At 41.1% G+C, this 15,478-nt stretch carries 15 protein-coding genes; 14 read left to right on the top strand and 1 reads right to left on the bottom strand.

What is annotated here, in order from left to right:
• Position 1: 1 nt before the first annotated feature.
• From QK890_RS05715 to QK890_RS05660, 12 genes are all read left to right on the top strand, one after another.
• Positions 2–3,109 carry a toxin VasX gene (locus QK890_RS05715; protein ID WP_220575681.1) on the top strand — a complete coding sequence of 1,036 codons (3,108 nt, stop codon included), beginning with the start codon at positions 2–4 and terminating at the stop codon, positions 3,107–3,109.
• Positions 3,097–4,287, top strand: a complete 1,191-nt coding sequence (locus QK890_RS05710) for a hypothetical protein (RefSeq protein ID WP_367627247.1) — start codon at positions 3,097–3,099, stop codon at positions 4,285–4,287. Before QK890_RS05715 ends, QK890_RS05710 begins: the two co-directional genes overlap by 13 nt.
• Before the next feature lie 85 nt (positions 4,288–4,372).
• Positions 4,373–5,221: a TssN family type VI secretion system protein gene (locus QK890_RS05705; protein WP_032540971.1), complete on the top strand. Its 849-nt coding sequence runs from the start codon at positions 4,373–4,375 to the stop codon at positions 5,219–5,221.
• A 27-nt stretch (positions 5,222–5,248) separates the two neighbouring features.
• Positions 5,249–6,391 (top strand): hypothetical protein, encoded by a 1,143-nt coding sequence (locus tag QK890_RS05700; protein ID WP_032540972.1) that lies wholly within the window; start codon positions 5,249–5,251, stop codon positions 6,389–6,391.
• Between the two features lies 1 nt (position 6,392).
• Positions 6,393–7,349, top strand: a complete 957-nt coding sequence (locus QK890_RS05695; RefSeq protein ID WP_032540973.1) for a type VI secretion system baseplate subunit TssG — start codon at positions 6,393–6,395, stop codon at positions 7,347–7,349.
• A 5-nt stretch (positions 7,350–7,354) separates the two neighbouring features.
• On the top strand, positions 7,355–7,858 hold the full coding sequence (gene tssO / locus QK890_RS05690) for a type VI secretion system TssO (protein WP_005787050.1): 504 nt from the start codon (positions 7,355–7,357) through the stop codon (positions 7,856–7,858).
• A gap of 12 nt (positions 7,859–7,870) precedes the next feature.
• The gene (locus QK890_RS05685) at positions 7,871–8,398 is read left to right on the top strand and encodes a type VI secretion system transmembrane protein TssO (RefSeq protein WP_005794693.1); all 528 of its coding nucleotides are present in this window, start codon (positions 7,871–7,873) and stop codon (positions 8,396–8,398) included.
• Positions 8,395–9,288, top strand: a complete 894-nt coding sequence (locus tag QK890_RS05680; protein ID WP_080715636.1) for a PKD domain-containing protein — start codon at positions 8,395–8,397, stop codon at positions 9,286–9,288. The genes QK890_RS05685 and QK890_RS05680 overlap by 4 nt, the downstream gene beginning before the upstream one ends.
• A gap of 1 nt (position 9,289) precedes the next feature.
• A complete protein-coding gene (tssR, locus tag QK890_RS05675) occupies positions 9,290–11,662 on the top strand; it encodes a type VI secretion system protein TssR domain-containing protein (protein WP_032540974.1) in 2,373 nt (790 codons plus the stop codon).
• A 103-nt stretch (positions 11,663–11,765) separates the two neighbouring features.
• Positions 11,766–12,005: a hypothetical protein gene (locus tag QK890_RS05670; RefSeq protein ID WP_250709581.1), complete on the top strand. Its 240-nt coding sequence runs from the start codon at positions 11,766–11,768 to the stop codon at positions 12,003–12,005.
• Between the two features lie 290 nt (positions 12,006–12,295).
• Entirely contained in the window at positions 12,296–12,517 is a 222-nt protein-coding gene (locus QK890_RS05665) for a hypothetical protein (RefSeq protein WP_032540975.1), read from the top strand.
• 59 nt (positions 12,518–12,576) lie between these two features.
• Positions 12,577–12,777 (top strand): hypothetical protein, encoded by a 201-nt coding sequence (locus QK890_RS05660; protein ID WP_032540976.1) that lies wholly within the window; start codon positions 12,577–12,579, stop codon positions 12,775–12,777.
• Positions 12,778–12,893: 116 nt separating this feature from the next.
• On the opposite strand, the gene QK890_RS05655 is transcribed toward QK890_RS05660, so the two are convergent.
• Positions 12,894–13,103, bottom strand: a complete 210-nt coding sequence (locus tag QK890_RS05655; RefSeq protein WP_032540977.1) for a hypothetical protein — start codon at positions 13,101–13,103, stop codon at positions 12,894–12,896.
• Positions 13,104–13,575: 472 nt separating this feature from the next.
• Here QK890_RS05655 and QK890_RS05650 point away from each other — a divergent pair, with 472 nt between their 5' ends.
• Both QK890_RS05650 and QK890_RS05645 read left to right on the top strand, forming a co-directional pair.
• The gene (locus tag QK890_RS05650; RefSeq protein ID WP_044299732.1) at positions 13,576–14,139 is read left to right on the top strand and encodes a Crp/Fnr family transcriptional regulator; all 564 of its coding nucleotides are present in this window, start codon (positions 13,576–13,578) and stop codon (positions 14,137–14,139) included.
• A 109-nt stretch (positions 14,140–14,248) separates the two neighbouring features.
• Complete coding sequence (locus tag QK890_RS05645; protein ID WP_005776051.1) at positions 14,249–15,388, top strand: acyltransferase; 1,140 nt, start codon at positions 14,249–14,251, stop codon at positions 15,386–15,388.
• Positions 15,389–15,478 lie beyond the last annotated feature (90 nt).

Here is a 15,478-nt window from a genome sequence, read left to right as displayed (position 1 = left end):
TATGGATGATGTTAAATTAGGTAGCTATAAATTTAGCGCTGAATATCAAGACATAAAGGTAGAGTCTCCAAAGCTTGACATCATTGACGGTATCAGGCTCTTTCCAATGCGATTCGGCATCTATTGCGACAGCGAGGAAGCAAAAGCAAGCGTTTACCCTTCCGGTAAGCTCACACTTCTCGATGGCCGGGGCGGTGCGATTCCTGTAGTCAAAGGTTATGGCTATCATTTGAGTCCGATGATTTTACGCAATGGTTGGCTATATGTATATAGCCATAATACGGAATCCGTATATATCTATGAATGCACAAATAATAAATATACATTAACAGGGATAAAAAAGAAAGATAATGCGTCTACGAAGAAGGATTGTATGGAAAAACATATAAACCAGACCAATGATTTCATCCTTTTACTCTCAGACGATGTGGTGCAGTTGTTTTATACATCCATTGAATTATCCGATTCTTTTATTAATGAAACTTATTATAATAAACAACCGATAGGTTCTGTTTTCAAATGTAAGGAATGGAGCGATGGTACAACTAAGAGTGATATTGAAAGAAGACATGTCGATGCTGATTCCATCTGGTTTATGCCGGATAAGACAGTGATGCCGGAAGACGGATATGCTAATGCAATAGCTTATGATTACGAACGGCTTATAGATTCTGTAAAAATACAACATCAGGAAAAAAGAACGAAATTCCGGGATGTATTTTTTGTTTTAGACGACCCTCTCGGTTGTGTAGAAAAACTTATCCATGATTTGAACGATGCGCGCATCGAGCATGAATCCTTGATTCGTTCTATCAAGATAGGAGTGTCTCCTGAAAAAATCAAGCGCTTACTTATGAAGAGCGCCGGAATGCAAGGTTTAGAAAATGGGGAGATAATCTATCTCTTATCCGAGATGGACTTGTTACAGGGAGAAGATTTTGATACCCGGAAAGAAGAGATTAAGCAAGCCCAGTATATACATACTCTGCTACTTTATTTCTATAATTTTGCCTATTCTAAAGAAGAAAATCACTTAAAAGCAGGAGCAAAAGCATTAGACCGGGATTCTATCGAAAAACTGTTAGCTACCGAAGAACGAAAAGAAAGCAGAGCAAAAATTGAAAATCTGCGTAAACTGATTGCATTGTATATTAATAGTCCCATCTTCACCCGACTTTGCGAACGGTTTACCGTAGATACAGTCAATATAGCAGCCGACGAAAATGATGTGATGCATTCTGAAATGAAATTTAAACTTCAGAGTTCCCTAATGACTATCTTGCTGGCGCTATCACCTGTTCCCCATATAAATGATAAAGGGCTGGATTTACCGGATGTATATAAAAAATACAATGATCCTTGCGCTTCTACAATAAAATCCATATTCGATGCTTTTATTGGAGAAGGTGACAATAAAGTAGGTTTATTACTAAAAGATATTCCTACTCTTGCTTCGTTAAACCTTGATATAGCAAGAGATACTAATGCAGCATATAAAGAGAAAAATAGCGCTGGGGTAGATGGAAGTTTTTCTGCATTTATGCTACTGATAGACAATGCAATAAATACTTTTTGGAGAATAGCATACGAAACAAAAAAAACAAAATTAGTGATAGACAGATTTCTAATAGATCGGGATAACCTGTTAATAGAGTTTGATAAAGGAGATGTCACCAGACGCCTCAATGAGATTGGACGTAGCCGACTAGACGAAACAGTAATTGATGGCAGAGGTTATATTCGAATTAAAGTAAAAAAACCAGAGGATTTAACAAAACCTGTTTATATTAAAACTATCGCCAAAAATCCAAAAAAATATCAAAAGTTTCTCAAGCGTATGTCATGTAATAAGTCTTATTTAGCTATATTTTCTTTTATACAGCTATCTGCTATTGTGGAGGGATATGACAAAGAAAATGAAGAACTAAAAACACTAGCTCAAACTGTTGGATTTGCATCTGCTATTGCAACAATACAACGTCGTTTTATTGAAACAGGGTTGGATTTGAGAGCATCAGTTTCGAATAGACAGGCGTTAATCTACCAAGCGTCTTTGGAACGGATTAGATTACAAATAACAGTACTTGGTGCTGTAGGAATGTTTGCTGATGCCGCTACTGCAGTATTTGATGGGATTGCCCGTATAAATAGGAATGACAAGGATGCTGCTACATTTTATTTTATATCAGCTCTATCCTTTGCTACAGGCGGAGGGCTGGCTCTATTGGGTCTTAAATTTGCTTGGGCTGGTGGTCCTTGGACCATTCTTGTTTGCGCCGCAATTGGATTGATATGTGGTTTCATTGCTAGTTATTTGATAGATAGCGATATTGAGACATTTATAAAACAAACAGTCTTATATGAAGATATAACAAAGAGTCTCACGGGAGAGCCTTACCAGCAAATTCAAAAACTTTCTTCCGTAGAAATCAGAACTAATATTTTCAATAATAGATTCCACAAAAAGAAAAACAATAAGCACCTTAAAGCTTTATCAGATTATAGATATCAGCTCGAAGCGTTTTTCTATACCCAGGTAATGATACCATTTTTCAGTGCTAAAATAGAATACAGACGGAAAGAATATGTTTATTCTGCAGATTCACGAGTACGTCCTCCTTTGTATGACGAGGTGCTGGTACACATTTATAGCGACATTACACAAATAGCGATGAATCTTTCTGGAATAAAAATGCGTGTTAAGTTCGTTAAAAAAATACCGGTGGGTGAGAATCCATATTTTGATGTAGATTTAAAAGAAGTGAACAGTAAAAGTCAGAATAATATTCCTTATTCATCCTACTTTCATGGCCAAGAACCTATAATGACCGACAGTTTTTATCATTATATTTTTCGGGATGGAAACCTTGCGAACACTTTCTATGCCAGTCCAGAACTATATATATTATTATATGTGAGTTTTAGGCACAATGATGGAAGTATTACTCCAATGCCCCGTAACGGAGAAGAGACATTTCTTATCTACAGGTATAAAGTTGATATTCCCCATGTACCTTTAGATTCAAGAAGGCTTCTTTATCACGAAGCAAAGACCGTATTAGAACAAGTATTTATATCTCCAAACAGTAAAGATGTGTGGAATTTTTAAAAATAGAAACAGTTATGGAAATGGAAACAGATAGAAACCGCCCCTCTACAATCAGAATTATAGCCGGAATCATTGTATTGTTATGCGGATTTCCGGTATTTGGGGTTTGTTGTTATGGAATGTGGCGCTTTACAAATTGGTCTTATGAGGAGCTATGGATTTTTGAGTATGTATGGGGTAAGCTATTAATACTCTTCGTATCCGGAATGATATTTTTGATGTCGATAGGACTGATTTTGGTAGGTGTATTAATCGCAACAAAGATATGGATGGGGAAAAGCAGAATGATGGAGCATATTATATATCCCTTTCCAACTGTATTAACGGCTGAGCTTGCCGATAGCATGAATGTAGAAAGAGCTGATGATAAATTTTTCGTCTTCAATCCGAGTTCCTTAATCCGGAGTACTTTGATAGTCATCGGGGGGATTCTTTCATGCGTAGGAATAATCGTCATTTATCGAGAAATAAATGATCCATCTAGTGATCTTTATTCACCTCCCATAAGTGGAGGAATAGTAGCCTCTTTTTTTCTGCTTTTAAACGGATTACTTGCTCCTTCCCGTCGTTTTGTACTAGACAGAATGAAGGGTACTGTGACTTTTCCCCGCCATTTGTTTTTTCCACGTTGTACCATTCTCTTTTCAAAAGTAATTCCGGGGTATTCTAACGGAAACTTAGGTTTTGCACATCCTTACAGTGGAATTGTCATTCCTGTCCTTGGTGCGTATGATTCCGGCTGGTGGTCATTTTATGTCCTCTATATGGATAAAAATCGTCCGTTACCTCAAGGGGACACTTTCGATCCTTACAGGGAGAAAGACTTTTTACGCCGGAAGGCAGAAGGATTCCCTAAACCGATATATCCTAATACCATACTTGTTACAGATGCTTATATGGGTTATATATATGGTACGGATGAGTTTAAGCAGAGATTATCTAAAATAAAACACAGAATAGTATATTATTATGACAGAGTGTCATGGTATTGTCAGAAGCATGAAATAGAAATACCGAATGATAACGATTTGGTCTTAATCGGCATCTGGAAAAAACAATTTGTATTTAAGTTGTTTGCTCCTGAAAATGTGGAATATATCGTACTTCCCGACGACACTGTATTGACCGACTGTTTTCTTTGTGATAGTAACACAGCGGAGGTAAAATATATCAAATAACCTGATAGCATGAAAGTACAGAAGTCATATAATCCATTAGAACAAGTATTTATATCTCAGATTAACTTAAAACAAGAGTAGAAATATGAACTCATTCTTCCAAACCCTTGCCTTAACCTACCTGCTCTACCCGATACTGGGATTGTTGCTGGTAGGCTTAGGCATTTTCATAGCCAAGAAGAACGCCTTGCTGGGCAACAAGCGGCTGGTAGGTTATACCGTCGGTGCAATCGTCATCCTGACGCTCCCTGCTTTGCTGGGATTTCTTGACTACGGTTTCATGCCCTACGGCTACATCTTCCTTGCCATGTTGTATCTCCTTCTGGGCAGTTATAACATACGAATGATTGCGTGGGTTTTTAAGGACGACTACAAGTACCGCCACGAAATCATTCTCACCGGTTTTATACTGGTAGTATCCATGTTGTTCTTCACCCTTGTCTTCAATCTCTGCAATGAACTGAAATACGGTCTGTGGGCATCCACCTGTCTGCTTCCATTCGTCATTGTCTCGGTATTTATCCGCACCTACCGAATCTTTATCGCCATTCCGATTCCCGTGTATGAAGTATGGAGATACACTGACGATACCGGGCAGGAGGGATATTTTGACCCGGGCAGCCTGCAAGTCCTGCAAATAGAGCTATACAAGCAAGAAAGCGACCGGGAACCGGTCAAGCTCAGTGTGAAAGCACCGGACGAAATGCAATTCGGCACATGGTTTCATCGGATGATTGACGACTATAATCTGAAATCTCCGCAAGCCCCGATAGACGACTATGCAGCAAAAGAGGGAGGATGGATTTTCTACCGGAAACCCACCTTGCTATCTCCCCGGCATTACATAGACTTCAACCTTACCGTAAAGGATAACCGCATCCGCAGCCGTGATGTAATTGTTGCTAAACGGGTAATGGAACATAATGAGAACTAAGAATATAAAAATAAAACTACATACTATATGGCAAAGAAAAATTTAGTAAACTGGTCGGACTGTATGCCGCTGTCAGCCGCCATCTTCAACCAACATGACGATTACTTTCTGGACAGCATTCGCGACAGCATAGAAGTACGAACCAACAGTTATAACTACGGGCTGTTGCCCGCACGGCAAAACAGGGATGGCGAAAACGGCATCCGTATCAGCCAGCACGTGACCGGACACATTGAAGTGCGGCTGAAATCCTGTGAAGCAATCACCTCTTCGGGCATCCGCATCCAATTTGATGCCACCGAAACGGGAAGCGAATTAGTGAAGAACTATTCTGTAGAATCGGATACCCGTAAGAATATCACGCAATGGGACATTATCCTCTCCGTGGATCCGTTCCACCGGGTAGGCTCGGGTGACCCCAATCCGGAGGAAGTTCCACCCCGCCATCCGAACGCCTTGCCCTCCTATCGGCTGTTTGTGATGCCCAAAGGAGAAATCAATGTGAGTGAGCTGGGGGCGCATTACCTGACCATCGGACGTATCCGCAAGGATGCCGAACGATTCATGGTAGATGCCGACTTTATCCCGCCCTGTACGACGATGAAAAGCCACCCCGAACTGCAAGAGTATCATGCCAAGTTCGGAAATATGTTCCGCTCACTGGAGAATTACAGCAAAATTATCATAGCCAAAATACATAACAGGGATAATCGCGGCGAACTGGGTGCGCACATCTCTCTGATATGTCGGGAGATGCTCCGCTATCTCGCCACCCTGCAATTCAGTTATACCAATAAAGGGCTGTACAATGCTCCTATTGATGTACTGGATTCCGTATCGAGTCTGGCGCATATCATGTATGTAAGTTTCAGCTACCTATCAGGGACGCAAAAGGAGGAAACGCAGAAATATTTCTACGAGTGGAGCGACGTAACGCCCGGTTCGTTCGACGAGCAACTCGCCGATACGTTGGAGATGCTGTACGAACATACGGATATCCGGGCTTCGATGGTTCGTGCCTATTCGTTTATGTACACACTTACCGAATTGTGGCAACGGCTCAGTACGCTGGAATATATCGGTCAGCATAAGGAGAATATTGTGGTATCGGAACGCACTACGGGGAACAATACTACGGGACAGAACAAAACATGGAGCATAATGGATTGATATGGAACATCGCTTACCCAAAGAGATAAAGGGGCTTCTTCCGCCCAATACAATGGACACCGACTTCAAGGCAGAGCTATACGGAGCCTTGCTGTCGGAAGCCGGGTTCGACACCGCTCAAATTATGATGGTGCGTGACGGTAATAACCTGAGCAATGTTTCGAAAGATATCCGATCGGTGAAGCATAGGAATCATGTCGGCATAGCGGAGGGGGCATACATAGAACTAAAGACCAACCGCCGGGGGATTTATGATTCGCTGCCGGAGGGATTGTTCCATGAGGCGCTCTTTCCCGGCAAGGTGAAAAATTTGGGACTTATTCTGGAAGAGATGCAGCAACATCGTAACGAAGAGTTCTTTATCCGACGTTTTTTCAGCCTGCTGGAGAGCGAAGTGGACAGAGAAGGGATACAGGCACAATTGCTCGAATTGCGGTATGATAAAAAGAACAAATATTCTGATTATGCGAAACTCTTTGCCGCTTGCTGGCCGGTCATTCATATTTTGTCCAGACAGGGGGCGTTGCTGTTCATCAAGTTCATGCCGCATATCCATTCGATCCGGGGCAGACTGGAAGAGGTAAGCGACGCACTGTCGCAGATTCTGGAAGCTCCGGTAAAGGTACGCCCCAAAATGGTGCAACGGACAATAAGGGCACAAAAACCGAACCGGCTGGGGAACATGAGACTGGGAGCAAACAGTGTGAATGTGGGGGTGCTTAATAGTGCTGAGGCTGATTTGCATATACACATAGGCGACCTGCCAACTCGGGAAGTCGAAAGGTTCCTGCCCGGCAACCGCTCCCGCAAAGCCCTTGAAATGCTGGCGGATATTTTTCTTGGCGCGTGGCAGGAGTTCGATGTGACGGTCAGCGTTAGCCCTGACGAACGCAAGACTTATTTAAAACCGACGGGTGACGCCAGTCCGTGTTACCTCGGGATAAACACTTATTTATAAGAATTATGAAAGCAAAGAACAGTGAGAAAATCATCCGTGGATATTTGGAGTTTGCCGGCGGACTGTTAATCAGTACGGCTTTGAGCATGGCACTGCTCACAGGCTTTATCCATACGAATGGAAGCGAATATAAGCTAATGGAATCCAAAACACAAGAATACGATAAGATTTACGCCAGACAGATTGCCCTGGTGGATAAGGTGGATTCGCTGTATAACTACCTGGTGCTGATGGGCAGTAACGACCGGCTGAATCAGGTGGTGCTCCAAAAAGTTATCAGTACACGCAAGATGGAACTTATCGAGGAACTGCAAATAATGGATAGCAAGGATGTACTTCTGTACAAAAAACTGGCTTCGCAAATCAACGTGTTTCTGGACACCAAAGAAGCCATACGTAAAGCGGTTATTGAAGAAAGCCTTGTGAGAAAAGACCTGATGCGGTGCATTCAGGACAATAAACAGGCTACCCGAAAGCTGACATTGGGAAACATTAGTGTAGAAAAGTAAAATAGGAAAGATATGAGCATAACCCCTAAAAATAAAAGCAGCAAAACCGTTAGCGAGCGTGAACGCTTTATCGGATTTGTATATGTGCTTACCCTGTTTATTGTTATCACAGGAGCCTGTGGATTTATTCTTTTCAAGTATGCAGGGACACGCCACATCTTCTCCAATAAAATAATGGTCATTAAAAAGATGGAGCGGCAAAAGGAATTTCAAAATATACAATCAGTACAGATTGTGAGCGCAGATACCCTATTTTCACGTATTGAACAGTTTGAGCCGGGCGTCAATGCCTCTTATGAGGAAAATGATATCAAGTTCCTGATAAACGACCTTGCCAAACAATGGGAAAGAAACAGTTTTGACAAGCGCAATAAGATGTTCTGGCATCTCGCTTCGGTATATGAAATGTGGTTTGCCGACAAGAAAGAACTATGGAGCAAGCAGGATAACATAATAAAATTCAAGAAGAATCTGGAGGAGTGCGAAGTCGGACTCCAGAAGAAGGAAGGCGAACTTAAAAATAAAGGAGGCAAGCCATGATGAATAAATTCCTAAATACTAAGGTTCTCTATATCTTTATCTCCGTTATCATACTTATTATGGTTTTTCTGCTGGTAATGAGAGCTTGCTCGCAGAAGCAGCCGATTCAGGCTACTGTAACTCCGTCTGACCCTGTCGTGGGGGAAGAAATATTTTTTTCCGATTCCACGTCGGGAGCGAGAATCTGGTACTGGGAGTTCGGAAACAACGAGACATCCACACAACGCAGCGGACACCATCGGTTCAAGCAAAAAGGGGTGTACAAAATACGACTGACCGTCAACGGAAATCTGGAACGCTACTTTGATGTGAGGGTAAAAGAGAAGACCAATACGGAAGACCTGCATCTGGTTCATATCATAGCTCCCAAGGAAGCTATTCAGGGAGAAAATATCATCTTCCGTGGCGAAGGACACGACGAACAATGGCGCTGGGAGTTCGGAGAGACGGGGATGATTGATTCCCGTGAAAAAACGGCTCTTTATGCTTATACCGAACCCGGAGAGTACGAAGTATTGCTTAATACGGAGAATACCCGGTATCCCATCAGACACCGGATAAACATTCTGCCCTACTATTCGGAGAATGATTCTACCGATGTAATGGTGCTCATCGGTTTAGACATCAAAGAGAAGTTGCAGAACATTGCAGACGGTAAACCCTTTAATGTAAACTACAACTATGTAGTGGACAAGTATTTTAATAATAACCCGAACACGCTGGTTATTATCAACAACAATAAATATAACGACTTTTATTCTTATTGCCAAGGACTGCACCATATCGGCAGAAAAGAAACGATTATCCAGAATGTCATCGTAGAGACGGAGGATGAAGAGAGCGGATATATCACCCAAATAACGGTTATGCAAATCGAAAAAAAGAAATGAAATGAGAAAGTTATTTGTCCTATTGATTTCTATCGTCGTTTTATCGGCTTGTGCTCCCGTACACCGCTTCACTCAACTGAGGAAGCTCCCTCGTGAATATTCTGAAAATTATTCCATAGAGGGGATAAAGGCACCCAGAAGCGCTGCCCACCGCAAACCGTGGATTGTCTATTCGGACAGGGTGGAGAATGCCGCCTATGTCAATCCGGGAGGCAGGGTAAAGTCTGCCGAGGTAGGATTACTGGATACGTTCTTAGTTATCAAGACCAAAGGAGATTATTTGCGGTTGATTAAATATAACCCCACAAATATCAAGCACAACCGTATGACCCAACGCAAAAAGGCGGAATATGTGGGCTGGATGCACCGCTCCCGACTGATACTTTCACCTTCTTCCATTACCGATGTACAGTCGGGACTGCATGACAAATTGTTGACTGCGATTACCGACACCACGGCAATCATGCAATCCGCAACTTATTTTACAACCGCCGATTCATTGAAAGTGTTTGGCGATCCGGAGCTACAGAATCAAACCGGCGTGGTGGGTATCCACGCTATTATATACGCGCTCAAGTATTCTGTTGACAGACGCAGTGTATTGGTATCGAAAACTCCTTCTCTCTCTGCCGATAAAATCGGTGAGCAGGTTATCGGATGGATTCCCGCCGTCATGCTGCAAGAAATCGGACATCAGGTGTTCACAGGAACGGCGTTTTCCAGAGTGCCGGCTTTGCAAAAGACGCTGAAATATGCTCCTATGATATATCCTTACCATACCGATTCCACCTGCTCGTTCGTCAGCGGAACATTAGAACCGGTTATTGACAAGAAGGACAACCACGTGTTCAACATCAACGGAAAGAGAATCTCTTATACCCGTGGAAATCAAATCAAGCAAGAATTGAAGCGAATAAATATCCTGTTCGCAATGGAACAGTCTTCCCGGCTACCGGAACAATACCCGATGCTGTTGAATGCCATACAGAATCTGGGACCGTTTTTTGCCGGTTCCGGTGAATCGTTCTCCTATCAATTCGGAGCGGCGGTAGCTACTCGCCGGGGCATGGAGACAATTCCCCTGACTGCTGACTACGAGATACTTATAGACCGATTGGTAAAAATGGCATCACATGTAGCTGACACAGAAAGTACTCCTTTGCCTGCATGGAAGGCAATGAGAAGTGCATTGGAACTTATCGGCAATACACCTGAAGCGGTTAATCTGATTATATCAGTCGGTGAAACGGGAGAACAGCAAGAGAATGCTCCCTCTTCCATTGTGAAAACCCTGAATGAAAAGAACTGCCGCCTGCTCGGTTGGCAACTGTACGCCTCGAACGACGATAAGTACAACAACTATGTGCTTCAACTTTCAAACATGATTGAACATTACGCCGAGTACCGCACTAAAAACAAGCGGAATATGATTTTGTATGCCGACCAGTTTTGCCGCAGCAACCTGCTGCGGGAAGCAGGCCCGAATTTTCTCATGCTCGACTATCCCTATGCCAGCATGACACAAGGCGGTTTCCTGTTTCCGGAGAAAGGTGAAACCCTGCCAATGGAATTGTTTGCCGGAGCGGTAGATTCCATCGTAACGCAGATAAAAGCGGATCACCAACTGCTCTCTGAAAGCATAGACCGTGCATTTGCCACGGTTGGCAACGGTAAAGACCGTTTAGACAGTCTTCTGATTGCAACCTATCATCTGCCTCAAGGGGTAAAACCGAATAAGGAGTTTAAAAAAATATTTGGTGATGTTGCTCCGGTATGGTATAGGAAAACAGGAAGAATTACCGTTCCGGACAGTTTGATGCGCTATTACCTGCTACTTTCCGACCCGGAACTGAAACAGACAATAGAACGCTTGGAAACACTCTGTGCAATAGAAGTGGATGTGAAGGACACGAATAAGCCAAAGAAAGGTAAAGTTAAACAGTTATGCCGCTATTTAAGGGAAAGGGTACTCCCCGATGAGGTGGAAACTATCGGCGCATCACCCGCAAATTCCGAAAGCAAAGTAGATACGGTGTATGTATCTACCGGAAAAATACGCCGCCACCTTTATCGCTTTTATATGTCAGAACTGCGCAACTGCCGGATCTGCAAAAATAAGCGAAAGGAAATCAGGCGATATTCTCTTTCTTATGCACACAGTCAGATATTTGGAGTTCCGGCTAACAGCTCTGTGCTTGATGACATAACGGTGAAGGATCTCAAAAAGAAAAAACAGTTAACCGACAAAGAGTTGGACGAACTTATTCAATATTTTAAAGAGAGGAAAGAAAATATGGCTAAGAAATACGGAGAAGAAAAAATAACGATGGAAGGACAAAGCTATTACTACATAGCTTCAGAACTGTTACCGTAGGAGAAAAAGTATTTTCCAAAGAAAAATAGCGTAATAAATTGTGATACGAAAAAATCATAAGCCGGCGTTTTGTGATGAAAATCCAATAGATTGCCATTTTGATGTGAAAAGCTTTCCTGCCGGGACAACGGTGCATAGCGACGATACGAATATCATCCACCTGATATTCTGCATGAAAGGGCATGCACGGATTACCAGCACATTCTTCTATGATGAAATCCTGTGTGCGGGAGAGGTAATGTTCGTTCCTTGTGGGAGTGAATACAGTGGCATGGCGTTAAGTGATGTTACGCTGCAGGTTCATAAATTTTTCATCCCCGCAGCATTTCAACAGTTTTTGTAAACAGTATTTGGGTGATACGCCCGGCAATTTGAGAAAATCAAAGCAATAACTTTCGGTATAATTTTTCCGATGATTAATTTATATGATAATATGCCAACTATCTGTGATAGACTATCCTGACAATACCTGTATCTTTGCACCCAAAACCAGAAATAGAATTTGTATGCAAGAAACGTATGAAGAAATGATGCAGGAAGTGGACAAACGGGTATCCGGCATTGACCTGAACGGAAAGCATATCATTAGATTGTAAGACTATTATTGTCTTCCTGAAAGAAAAATTGAGTGAAATGAAAGTGCTTGTAGAATCAATGCCTTTCAGTGATGAAACCGAAGAAATCTCTTTTTTCAAGTATCAAAAAACGATGTTGCTGGGACGGCTGATCTTATTTTCACAAGATACTCAATGTGGAAAGCCAGCGTCCGCTGGACGAAACTTTCTGGATAAGATACGGGAAAGGTTGAACAAGCGGATGCAGCAGGATGACGAGAAGAAAAGGAAGCGGAAATAGCAATACTCTTACGGTTTTTAACTACTTTTGCAAATGATTGAAAATAAAACGAATATGAGATGAATAGAAATTTATTAGTGACGGCAGCGGCTCTATTGCTGCTAACAAGTTGTGGAGAGCAGAGTAAATATGAAAAGGCGATTGCCGATTTCGTGCAGACAGATAAAAGAGGTATTTGGACGGATTTGCAATTCAAAGTAATTGAAATGGGTGAACGAACCGACCGACATCACAGTCAAGGACAGTGTAGCTATCTTTGAAAGTTCTAAAATTCCCTTTTCTGATAAATGAATTATTTTAGACCTTTTGTTCTTAATATTTTGCTTGATTTGAACTAAATTCTCATTTTCCATTTCTCTTATTATGTTTTTAACTGTTATGTGAGAAAAGCAATAATATTAGCTAAATCTAAAACAGTCAATGGCTTTTTGGATACAGATAATGCATAATATGCTGAAAAACAGATTGCTTTAAACAGTACTTTTTCATCACTGTATAGTTTGTTTCCATCTATGTACAACTTGTCGCTTATTCTTCTAAATCTTGTTGCACCTGCTAAATAGCCTAATTTTATAACTTCATCCATTTTTTTAAGTTTTATGAAAGTACTTTTGTATGTACAAATATTTTTTTAATAAAACTTGCATATGTAAAAAAAAAGATAAGATTTGGATGTAAGGTGCAAGTATATATTTATATAGCTTGCACCTTACACCTAAGCTGAAACATTTATATTTAGCCATTTGCATAATTCAGAAAAGGTTTGTATCTTTGAAATGAAGTTTTAGACAGACAGCAAACAGCCAAAGAACGATAGATAAACGTCTTTTTTGAAATCTAAATTGTACCTCCTAAGGCATTGATGTATTGATAAAGAGTTGAATTAAGGCGACTAAGTAGATGGATTCAGTACCCTGTCTCTCTCTATATATAAATATTGATAATCAATATTTTACGGAATAAACACCCAACTTTACGTCCAAACTGTAAAGTTGGGTGTTTCTATTTTAAGGCTTAGTCTGAATGACTTTTATAGATATTCAATTATCCGAAGCTTTATGACGAATGTTATAGATAAGATAAATTCTGTGTGTCTGCTTTCTGACGATACAATACAAGCGTTGAAAGAGAGTGTGACCTTATGCCATTTTCCCAAAAAACATTTGTTGATAAAGGAAAATACATTTTGCAAGTTCGCTTATTTTATAGAAAAAGGGATGACCCGTTCTTTCTGGCTTGTGAACGGAGAAGAAATAACTACTTCTTTTTCTTGTGAAGGGGGAATTGTCTTTAGCATGGATGAATTATATTATAATAAGTTGAGTGAAGAATTTGTAGAAACACTTGAAGACGTTGTTGCATACAAAATATCACTGGCTGACTTGAACAGGTTTTTTCAAACCAATATCGAACTGGCTAACTGGGGACGGATTATCCATCAAAATGAATATAGACGTTTGCAGCGTTCACATAAGGAACGGCTTGCATTGCCGGCCAAAGAACGTTACGAAGAGTTTAAGCAGCAGTTTCCTCAAGTGTGCCAGCGGGCTAATTTGGGATATATCGCATCATATCTGGGGATCAAGCTTTCTACACTTAGTCGTCTTAGGGCCCAAAAATGATTTTTATACGATAAGATTTTGCCATAGAACAAATTTTATGTTTTTCAAGTTGCGTAACTTTGCCGCATTATTATGTAACCGTTAACAAAAAACAAATTTGTAAATTATCATGCAAAAAGGAACTACTACTGCATTTTTAGACACAAAACCTCATTATGAACTTCTTGACGGATTGAGAGGGGTCGCTGCTCTCATGGTAATATGGTACCATATATTCGAAGGTTTTGCAACAAGTCCCATGGACCAGCGATTTAATCACGGATATCTGGCTGTCGATTTCTTCTTTATCTTATCGGGGTTTGTTATCGGCTATGCTTATGATGACCGTTGGAAAACGATGAAAACAAAAGACTTTTTCAAACGCAGATTAATTCGTTTGCATCCGATGGTGGTTCTGGGAGCTGTTTTGGGTAGCATTACGTTTTGCATACAGGGTTGTGAGAAGTGGGATGGTTCACAGGTTTCCATTTCGATGGTAATGTTGGCTATGCTTATGGGAATATTTTTGATTCCTGTTGCGCCGGGGGCAGGTCCCGAAGTCCGTGGAAACGGTGAGATGTACCCTTTGAATGGTCCCAGTTGGTCTTTGTTTTTTGAGTATATCGGAAACATACTATATGCATTGTTTATTCGCAAGTTGTCTACGAAGGCTCTCACGGTGCTGGTTGTATTGGCCGGAATCGGACTGGCTTCATTTGCCATATTCAATTTTTCCGGTTATGGTCACTTGGGTGTGGGATGGTCAATGGCAGATTATAATCTGATCGGAGGTTTCCTGCGTTTATTGTTTTCATTCTCTATCGGATTGTTGATGACGCGTGTTTTTAAACCGCTTCAGGTTAGAGGTGCCTTTTGGATATGCAGTCTGGCAATTATTGTTTTGCTTTCCATGCCTTATATCGGTGGTAGTGAATTTCCGTGGATGAATGGTATTTATGATTCTGTATGTGCCATCATTATTTTTCCGTTACTTGTCTATCTGGGTGCTTCGGGAAAAACAACAGATAAAAAGTCATCTAAAATCTGTGAATTCTTAGGAAACATATCTTACCCGTTGTATATAGTACACTACCCTTTCATGTATCTGTTTTATGCGTGGGTATGGAGTAAAGAACTCAGCTTTTCACAGGCGTGGCCGATGGCATTGGTTGTATTTTTCGGAAACATCTTACTGGCTTATCTCTGCCTGAAGTTCTATGATGAACCAGTCAGAAGATGGTTGACTAAGAAGTTTCTGGCAAAGAAATAAAAATAACATCACTGTATCATAAATGAAGGGGTTGCAAAAATCGTTTTTTGCAACCCCTTCATTTATGCCCGGCATATAAACTTAAAGTCT

Origin of the sequence: Bacteroides sp. NGMCC 1.200775 (genome assembly GCF_040798045.1) — a bacterium.
In the GTDB taxonomy this organism is placed as follows: domain Bacteria; phylum Bacteroidota; class Bacteroidia; order Bacteroidales; family Bacteroidaceae; genus Bacteroides; species Bacteroides hominis.
This window is presented reverse-complemented; position numbering and strand designations above follow the sequence as displayed.

Coding starts and splice junctions, on each gene's coding strand:
- QK890_RS05700 (WP_032540972.1), top strand. CDS start 5,249: ATGGCAAAGAAAAATTTAGTAAACTGGTCGGACTGTATGCCGCTGTCA.
- QK890_RS05705 (WP_032540971.1), top strand. CDS start 4,373: ATGAACTCATTCTTCCAAACCCTTGCCTTAACCTACCTGCTCTACCCG.
- tssR (WP_032540974.1), top strand. CDS start 9,290: ATGAGAAAGTTATTTGTCCTATTGATTTCTATCGTCGTTTTATCGGCT.
- QK890_RS05655 (WP_032540977.1), bottom strand. CDS start 13,103: ATGGATGAAGTTATAAAATTAGGCTATTTAGCAGGTGCAACAAGATTT.
- QK890_RS05650 (WP_044299732.1), top strand. CDS start 13,576: ATGACGAATGTTATAGATAAGATAAATTCTGTGTGTCTGCTTTCTGAC.
- QK890_RS05660 (WP_032540976.1), top strand. CDS start 12,577: ATGAATAGAAATTTATTAGTGACGGCAGCGGCTCTATTGCTGCTAACA.
- QK890_RS05680 (WP_080715636.1), top strand. CDS start 8,395: ATGATGAATAAATTCCTAAATACTAAGGTTCTCTATATCTTTATCTCC.
- QK890_RS05695 (WP_032540973.1), top strand. CDS start 6,393: ATGGAACATCGCTTACCCAAAGAGATAAAGGGGCTTCTTCCGCCCAAT.
- QK890_RS05645 (WP_005776051.1), top strand. CDS start 14,249: ATGCAAAAAGGAACTACTACTGCATTTTTAGACACAAAACCTCATTAT.
- QK890_RS05665 (WP_032540975.1), top strand. CDS start 12,296: ATGAAAGTGCTTGTAGAATCAATGCCTTTCAGTGATGAAACCGAAGAA.
- tssO (WP_005787050.1), top strand. CDS start 7,355: ATGAAAGCAAAGAACAGTGAGAAAATCATCCGTGGATATTTGGAGTTT.
- QK890_RS05715 (WP_220575681.1), top strand. CDS start 2: ATGGATGATGTTAAATTAGGTAGCTATAAATTTAGCGCTGAATATCAA.
- QK890_RS05685 (WP_005794693.1), top strand. CDS start 7,871: ATGAGCATAACCCCTAAAAATAAAAGCAGCAAAACCGTTAGCGAGCGT.